General features: G+C 56.2%; 8 protein-coding genes. 6 read left to right on the top strand and 2 right to left on the bottom strand.

Annotation, left to right across the window (positions count from 1 at the left end; all coding sequences use genetic code 11):
• Positions 1 to 290: 290 nt before the first annotated feature.
• The 3 genes from IPH10_10755 (at position 291) to IPH10_10765 (ending at position 1,517) form a co-directional block, all read left to right on the top strand.
• Positions 291 to 641 carry a hypothetical protein gene (locus IPH10_10755; GenBank protein ID MBK6911389.1) on the top strand — a complete coding sequence of 117 codons (351 nt, stop codon included), beginning with the start codon at positions 291 to 293 and terminating at the stop codon, positions 639 to 641.
• Positions 619 to 873, top strand: coding sequence for a hypothetical protein (locus IPH10_10760; protein ID MBK6911390.1), 255 nt, complete (start codon positions 619 to 621; stop codon positions 871 to 873). The genes IPH10_10755 and IPH10_10760 overlap by 23 nt, the downstream gene beginning before the upstream one ends.
• A 101-nt stretch (positions 874 to 974) precedes the next feature.
• Complete coding sequence (locus IPH10_10765) at positions 975 to 1,517, top strand: transposase (GenBank protein ID MBK6911391.1); 543 nt, start codon at positions 975 to 977, stop codon at positions 1,515 to 1,517.
• A 1,351-nt stretch (positions 1,518 to 2,868) separates the two neighbouring features.
• On the opposite strand, the gene IPH10_10770 is transcribed toward IPH10_10765, so the two are convergent.
• The gene (locus tag IPH10_10770) at positions 2,869 to 3,339 is read right to left on the bottom strand and encodes a hypothetical protein (protein MBK6911392.1); all 471 of its coding nucleotides are present in this window, start codon (positions 3,337 to 3,339) and stop codon (positions 2,869 to 2,871) included.
• On the opposite strand from IPH10_10770, the gene IPH10_10775 reads away from it, so the two are divergent.
• The 3 genes from IPH10_10775 to IPH10_10785 are packed head-to-tail and all read left to right on the top strand — an operon-like array spanning position 3,318 to position 6,017.
• On the top strand, positions 3,318 to 4,886 hold the full coding sequence (locus tag IPH10_10775; protein MBK6911393.1) for a transposase: 1,569 nt from the start codon (positions 3,318 to 3,320) through the stop codon (positions 4,884 to 4,886). The genes IPH10_10770 and IPH10_10775 overlap by 22 nt on opposite strands.
• Positions 4,886 to 5,677 (top strand): AAA family ATPase, encoded by a 792-nt coding sequence (locus IPH10_10780; GenBank protein ID MBK6911394.1) that lies wholly within the window; start codon positions 4,886 to 4,888, stop codon positions 5,675 to 5,677. The genes IPH10_10775 and IPH10_10780 overlap by 1 nt, the downstream gene beginning before the upstream one ends.
• Positions 5,678 to 5,708: 31 nt before the next feature.
• Positions 5,709 to 6,017, top strand: coding sequence for a hypothetical protein (locus IPH10_10785; protein ID MBK6911395.1), 309 nt, complete (start codon positions 5,709 to 5,711; stop codon positions 6,015 to 6,017).
• Between the two features lie 487 nt (positions 6,018 to 6,504).
• On the opposite strand, the gene IPH10_10790 is transcribed toward IPH10_10785, so the two are convergent.
• Positions 6,505 to 6,951: a hypothetical protein gene (locus IPH10_10790; GenBank protein ID MBK6911396.1), complete on the bottom strand. Its 447-nt coding sequence runs from the start codon at positions 6,949 to 6,951 to the stop codon at positions 6,505 to 6,507.
• Between the last annotated feature and the right edge of the window lie 799 nt (positions 6,952 to 7,750).

Consider the following 7,750-nt stretch of genomic DNA (forward strand, 5'->3'; position numbering starts at 1 on the left):
ATCGAGCGACATATTGAGAACGGTCAGTTAACAGACGAGGAACAAGCAGATCTATGGGATTGTCTGTTTTTATCCACTGCGGAGATCAACCAGTTGCTGCAGCATGTGAATGACGCAGCTCGTCAGCCGTTTAGGTAGCTGTCTATTTTCAATTGCTATTCCTCGTTACGGAGGTATCTGCTAGTGGAGACATATGTCCCACGAGCAAGATTCGCATAACGGATCCGCGTGACGTACGCATTCGGTGAACTGCTCGACATGGTCGAGCAACAGGCAGCCAGGATCAAGGAGTGGAAGAGAAACTGGATCAGCTTCAGGCGTTGCTCAAGGCGAAGGCAGAATCCAAGGCGGCGAAGAAGCCTGACTTTACCGAGAACTACAGCCTCGGAAGAAACAAGCTTCAGAACCAAGACAAGAAGCACGAACAAGCGACCCGACGAAAGCCTCAATACGCGAACGTGATCGTGCCACCCTGCCTGTCGATGTCTATCCCGATGGTGTGGATCGCAAGAAGTGCCTTCTGCATCGATTGCAGTATGCGTGGAGAATCCCCCGATGGCAAAGCCGTTTATGTGCGGTACGATATTCACGACTTGCCCGACTCCACGAGACTTGCCGTTGCCCGAAGGAATACGAAATAGTCGTAGTGAGTTCGGTATCGAAATCATTTTTGATTCTGGCGTTTGCATTACCGATCGGCGTTTCGCTGGACAATGCCTGCCAGACCATGAACTTCTTTACCGACTTGAACTTTCCAAATCCTGGGCCAATTCGCTGCTCAACCAGTTGGCCGACGACTGGAACCAGCAGTACGACACGATCGCCGAACTGATCGCCCTGCAGATGATTGTGTACATCGACGAGACGGGCTGAAGGTTGGCAAGAAGCCCCATATACGTGGGTTTTCTCGTCCAGCCTGTATACACTGTTTCGCTGTGGCGTGTCTCGCAAGAAGAGCGAAGCGACTGCCGTCTTTGGGAGAATCGTTCGGTGGCATTGGCGTGACGGATGACTATGCGGCGTATAAGACGATGTTTAGCGAGCATCAACTTTGCTGGGCCCATCTGCTTCGCAAGATGATCAAGCTGGCTTTGCAAAACCCCGACGAACCAGCGTACAAGAAGTTTTCGATGACTTCTGTCAGATCTACAGCGATGCTTGCGAGTCACGCCATGCTCGCCGGATCGAGGCCAGCGAAGAGAAGGAGTTGGCAACTACGCTCACTACTGATCTTGCCAACACGCCGCCGTCGAAGCGTTGGTGGAACGGTTGCAACCGCGAGTGAAGTCCTTTGCACGCGTCACGAAGAAACGATCGTGTCGCAGGCCACGTCCAACCAACCGTTGACTTCGGATTCCACCAAAACGTTTATCCTTCTCCAACGCAAACTCGTCGGGAACGTCGATGGCTTGTTCGTTTTCGTCTCGCATCCAGAAGTGGAGCTGACGAACAACATCAGCGAACGCAACGTGCGTCGAGAAGCAGATTCGCAAAGGAGCCCGCACGAGCAAGACTGATTCAGGAGCCGCTCGTCGCAGCACGATCGTGACCGTGTTGGCGAGTCTGCAACCGCATGAAGCCCTCTTCACCCTATCGAAGTTTTTGAGGAAACCGCTCGCTGGCTAAAGTTGGGAGTTTCCATCTTTCAACAAGAGCTACAAGCGGCGGCCCAAAAGAACCCTCGCCCCTCCAAGTACTGCCCTGACCTAGCTCAATCCCCTTAGCCCAACGCACGCTGCAAACTAGGCTAATACTTTGCTCTGCGCGAAGATAGACAGCTACTGCTGACGAGCACTTCACGCAAAGTGAATGGAAGTGGCGAGCGGGCTGATTGGCGATTGCCGTTATAGGCTGGCGTGCAGACGTTTTTGGAGCCTGGGGCTTCCTAACACAAGCCCATAGTGTAGGTACCCATGGGTGCCAATTCTGATGACAGTGTTGCACTGTAATGAATGATTAGTTTACACTATCTTCCTCCTGTCTCCCCTTCGGTCGATAGTTGTGACTTCGCCGCGCTTCGTCACTGAACTTCGTCGCTTCGCAAATCCGAAATCTTTTCCTGATTCCGCCGGGGGGTTTCGTTCCTGTCTTTTACGTTCTGCTAATTGGCGACCTCCATGGTTTTTTCCAGACGGGCGACTGTCTCAGCGGGACTGCTTCAAACGGCGATACTTTCGACGGCGAAACAACGGTTCCGGCGTGATTGTGTCCTGAAGGTCGAGAGTGTACTGACAAGGGTTCGGCCTGGAGCCCACGGGGTGTTATAGCCAGGCGGGGGGGGAATTGTAGGGGACCCGTGTGCAGACGTGGGGGGTTTTAAAGCGGCGTGTATTGAACGTGTGTTGAATGTGCCGGCGCTCAAGATTATCTAGCCAGCATAGCCGGCGATAGTTTGGATTAAGTTGTCCGTAGAGTACCCCGCCCTGATCCCGCTCTTTACCCCGCTTCGGTAGATTCTATCTCGAACCCCGCCTCTTTTTCTTGTGTCGGCGGGCAGCGCGTCGCGCATGAAAAAAGGAGGAACGAGGTCGTTTTTGATCACGCGACCCTCGGTCCTCCCCAGAAAAACTGACATCAGTATCGAACTTCCGAAGCCTACGACTGTAGACGAAGTTGAAACACACAACCGAGCCGTGCGCCGGCGGAGTGTCGATCGTGCGTGTTACCGAAGATGTTGCGCCCGCTGCGGCAAGCAGGCACCGTTCGCGCCCCATCAGCTGCGACCTCGTGGCTTGCGACTGATCGTCGACCACACCGTCTTGTGTGTCACGGTCTGGCTGGCTCGTTGGCGGTGTCGTCATTGTCGATACGTGTTTACCGATTATCCCGACTTTCGTACTCCCCTATAAACGCTACGCGGGTCCCACGTTACTCTCTCTGGCCGCCGGTTACGTCGAAAAGGACCGGCAGTCTTATCGGAAAACGGCTAGCCCCGGTGGACGAGTCACCGGCTACGTGACGGTGCCCAGCGCTCGCGACATTGACGAGCGAGCACTCGATCACAGCACCATCTGGCGGCTGCTGACTTGGATAGGGTGTCAGTTGGTCGCACTCTCCGTCGGACGAGAACTGATTCAGCAGCGTGCTCCCTCCTCCACTTGCCATCGCTTCGTGGGTGCCGTCGCGCCGCATAAGTACCGTAGCCCGCAACGTGAACAGCTCCTGCGGCAATCGCGTCAACTGCTTCATCTTGTCGCCGAGTGGGAAGAACGCTTTCCAGAAAAGTTCTTCCCCCGTTTCGCCACGAGGTCGGGCTTCTCCTGACGTAGCTTGGGACTCCGAACCTGATCCCTGTTCCTGGTACGGAGTCAAATTCGATGGGTCGTAACGATGAAGCATGGGCCGTCTTCTGGTGTTCGTTGCTGAGTCCGGTGCTGCTGGGAGAGATTCCCGAAGCCAAGCGCGAGCGGTATTTTCAAAAACTGAGCCAACAAGAGCGACTCCTCCCCAACGGCCAGCGGCGACGCATTTCGGTGCGCACGTTCCGTCGTCAGTGGCATCGCTTGAAGGATGGAGGCGTGCCGGGGTTGTATCGTCGTCGCCGTAGCGATCGAGGCCAGCCGCGGAAGAAACACGCCGACTTATTAGCTCGCGCCGTGGAGTTGAAGAAAGAGCAGCCGTTCCGCTCAGACAAAGTCATCAATCGCATTCTGAAACGCGAGTTCGGACGCACGCTCCCGCGCAGCACGCTGTATCACCATCTGAAACGCGTGGGAGCGACGCGCCGTAAGTTGGGCGTCTCGACGCAGAAAGTCCGTTGCCGTTGGACGCGCGAGCTGCCGGGCGCGCTGTGGGTCGGCGACTTCGAGCACGGGCCGCTGGTGATGCAAGAAGGAGAGGCGATCAAGACGCATCTCTCCGCCTGGATCGACTGTCACAGCCGTTACATCGTCGAGGCCCGTTACTACGTCCGCGAAAACCTCGACATCCTGACTGATTCGCTGCTGAGGGCCTGGGGCAACCAAGGTGCCAGCCGCGAACTGTACGTCGACAACGCCAAGATCTACCACGCCAATGCGCTTCAGCTGGCCTGCACGCAACTGAATATTAAGCTCCTCCACCGGCCACCGCGCGAGCCGCAACCCGGCGGACTGATCGAACGCTTCTTTCAAACCTGCCAGACGCAGTTCGAAGCGGAAGTCCGCGCCAGCTCGATCCTGACGCTGGAGGAACTCAATCGCGTGCTGGCCGCCTGGCTGGCGATGGCTTACCACCAAGACCAACACAGCCAAACCGGCCAGACGCCACACCAGCGGTATCATCAACCGTCTCGGCTCGTGCGGCAAGTCGATCTGGGGGCGGTGCTGGCGTTCTTTCATCGGCGGCTGGAGCGGAAGGTCGATGAAGACTTCTCCGACGTTCGCGTTGGCAATTGGTTCTTCGCCGTCGATCCAAAGCTGCGCGGCGATCGAGTGATCGTCCAGTACGATCCCTTCGCGCCTGTTAACGAAGTCCAGTTGTACTCGGTCGAAGGCGTCTACCTGGGACTCGGCAAACGGTACGAGCGTGAAAGAGGAAGTCATCCGCCAACACCGACGCCGAAGGATGCCGATCCAATCACGCCTCATTATCTCGACGCGTTGCGAGCCGAACACGAAGCCGAGCACCAAAAGCAACGCCAGCAAGGCATCGACTTCCATTCGGCGCGGCAGAGAAACGAATGGTCGCTGACCAGCTTCGCCCGCGTCTTCGCGCGACTGTTGGGACGCACTGGCGGCGTCTCTGCTCTCACCACGCAGGAAGTGGACTCCCTGGCTGCCTTTCATGCACGTCACGACCGACTCACCGAAAGCCTGCTTCGCGAGGCGTTCGCGCGGGCTGAATCCCCGACGATTCCCGAAGTCCTGTTTCAACTTCAATCCCTGCTTCACGAAAGGAACGACTAATGTACCTGCAACACTTTCAATTCAAGAGCCAACCTTTTTCGGAACACGCCGCCGTCGCCGCCTTGTGGCAAGACCAACGCATGGACGAAGGACTGGCGCGGCTGGAATACCTGATCCAGAGCGGCCAGTTGGGTGTCGTCACTGGTCCCAGTGGCGTGGGCAAATCCGCGTTGTTGAAACGCTTCCTGCATGGCATGCTGCCGCAGAAGTGCCAAGCGTTTTACTGCCACTTCAGCCAACTGCCGTCCGCCGGCTTGCTGAAGTTGATCGTCACGAAACTGGGCGAGACGCCTCGGCGTGGCAAGGAACGGCTCTACGAACAGATCCTGGAACGGGCCGAGCGGGCCGAAGGCACATTGTTGCTCGTCCTCGACGAGGCTCATCTACTCAACGGCGACACGCTGACCGACCTGCGGCTGCTGATCAGTTCGGCACTCGACGTGCGACCTCCCTTGAAGATTCTGCTGGTGGGACAAGAGCCGCTACACGTGACACTGCGGCGCGCCCAGCATGCCGACCTCGTCAATCGCATCTCGGTCCGTTACCAACTTCGTCCACTGAACCGCGAACAGACGGGCCGGTACATCGACTTCCAACTCAGCCAAGCCGGTGGCGATGCCAAGTTGTTTGACGACAGCGTGAAGACATCGATTCACGACTTCACCGGTGGCGTGCCTCGGCAGATCAACAACCTCGCCACGGCCTGCCTACTGCAAGCCTCCGTCCGCAAGGTTGGGCGGATCGATGACGAGTTGTTCCGACAAGCGGCAGGCGAGTTCCAACTCCCCTAAGCCAAAACTCCCCGTGTCTCGGCGAACAACCATGCCTCATTACTTTGACGACGACTTCTTGCGTCGCTTGCGCAACGACATCTCGTGGGATTCGCTGTTGAAGCAACTCGGTTGGCCGCACAAGCAGCGCGAAGCCCAACGAGCGTTCCTCTGCCCGCGCTGCCACGAGTATCTGTCGGCGGTCAACCCCCGCACGAATCTGGGCCGCTGCTTCGCATGCGAGACCAATTTCAATCCGATTGATTTCACGATGGCGGTGCAGGGCTGCGACTTCGTCACCGCGGTACATTACCTGACGCCGCTTCTACCGCGCGACCAACGCAATCCGAACGCCAACTAACCGAAACTTCTTCCCACTCACGAAACGGGCGGCTTCACAGCGCTCGTTTCTTCTTGCGCCTCACTCACGCAATCTCCAACCCTTCACCCCTCTTACCGATCACTCAAACCAAGACAACTTCGGACAAAGGGGCAGCATGTAGCCGACGCCGTGGTTGATGTTCATTGACCAGACATCGGAAGAATGTAATTCACTCTGGATCGATGGCATCGTTACATCCCAGATGAAAGATTCACGACGAGCGAAGAACGAATCGGCGGCAGGTCAAGTTGCTGGTAACCAGTCGGTAACCGGCGAAGGTTGCCACGTAGATCATTTAGACGAAAAGACTTAGTGTCGCCGGTAACCCTGGGCATTCCGATTTGCGGATGTACTTCCTCACGTAGGGAGGCCGATCACCAGACGTAAAGAGGAGACTTAATCGCCATCAAACGGGAAGGCCTCCCTTCTCGTATATATATATATATATTGTTTTTAGGTTACTAAGTTACTTTCTTCTTCTTTTTGCACCTAAGTCTTTAATTGACGGTGGTTTACGCTGGTAACTTCTGGGCATCTTCAGGTGTAACCTTTCGGCAACCCTCAGCGTCCCTTTTCTCCTACATCCGCACCGCTTCTGCCAGTTCGCGAACGAACGCGGTGCCTTCTTAAGATCGATCCAGACGCACTTACGATTCTGGCCGCATATCTTCTTCTGCTTGATCCAATCAGCCCACCCGCCGGTGTCACCGTGCTTTACCAGGCACCCTGCGTCACGCAGGTGATCGAAGATCGTTTCCCAGGGCCACGCCCCTTCGTCGTTGGTGCGGGTGACGATGATCTCCCTGCCAGATTCGTTCCACGCCCGCGGGCCGATGTGCAAGTTGGCAACGTCTTGCTCCAGATGACTGAGATTGATTTTGCCCTGACTCAACAAGCTGTTCAGATCTCTCAAAGAACTTCGTGAGCTACTCGACTCTTGGTCACGACTGTCTCGGTCTTCGGAAACATACTTGATTGCTCGCCCACGCGACGAAGTCGTCGTCCTGCCTGATGGGTACGTAACCAGCGATCGTTGCTGAACAGCATTTCGCAGCAGCTCCGTGCATCCCATCCATGCCTTTCGATGAACATTCGCCGATACTCGCGATGGACTCATTGAGGTCTTGCGTGTTCTCGCTGGTTCTGCTTCTCAATCCCATGGCATCTCGATCGTGGAGAACCGATCAGATGAAGTTCACCGATTTCTTCGTGATCGCCAGCCGTCCTCCGCTGGCTTCCTGACAACAGAACCTGCACGTAACGAGACCGAAGTGCTGGGGGTCGCCCGTGGTTGCCTGGCGGATAGAGAAGGCACACCAGTCCGCGTTTTGAGACACTGCGAATTCGTAAATTGGTTCAGCGGAACGACCTCAGCAACCAAGCATCTGGAATTAGCTACATTTATGATGGTGAAAAATTGAGCATGAGATTTCGGTTCTGAGTAGCCGACTTCCTGTTTGGCAGATCCGGGCATCCGGCCCGGAAGGTTTTGCGCTTGGTGGCGAATCCCGAAAGGGTGAAAGAGGGCGACCATCAAGCGATGGACGCCCCGCTTTCGGTTTTCGCACCCGACTCGGCGCTCAGGTTGCTCCTCAGCAGAGCCTTATCCTCTGGTCGGGCATCTTCATTATAGTTCACGGGCTTGTCGCAACGAGCTTTATTTGCGCAGTTCCGCTGGCGCGCTCGCCGGGCTTCGGCCAGTTTAAGATCAC

This window comes from bacterium (genome assembly GCA_016702305.1).
GTDB lineage: Bacteria > Electryoneota > RPQS01 > RPQS01 > RPQS01 > JABWCQ01.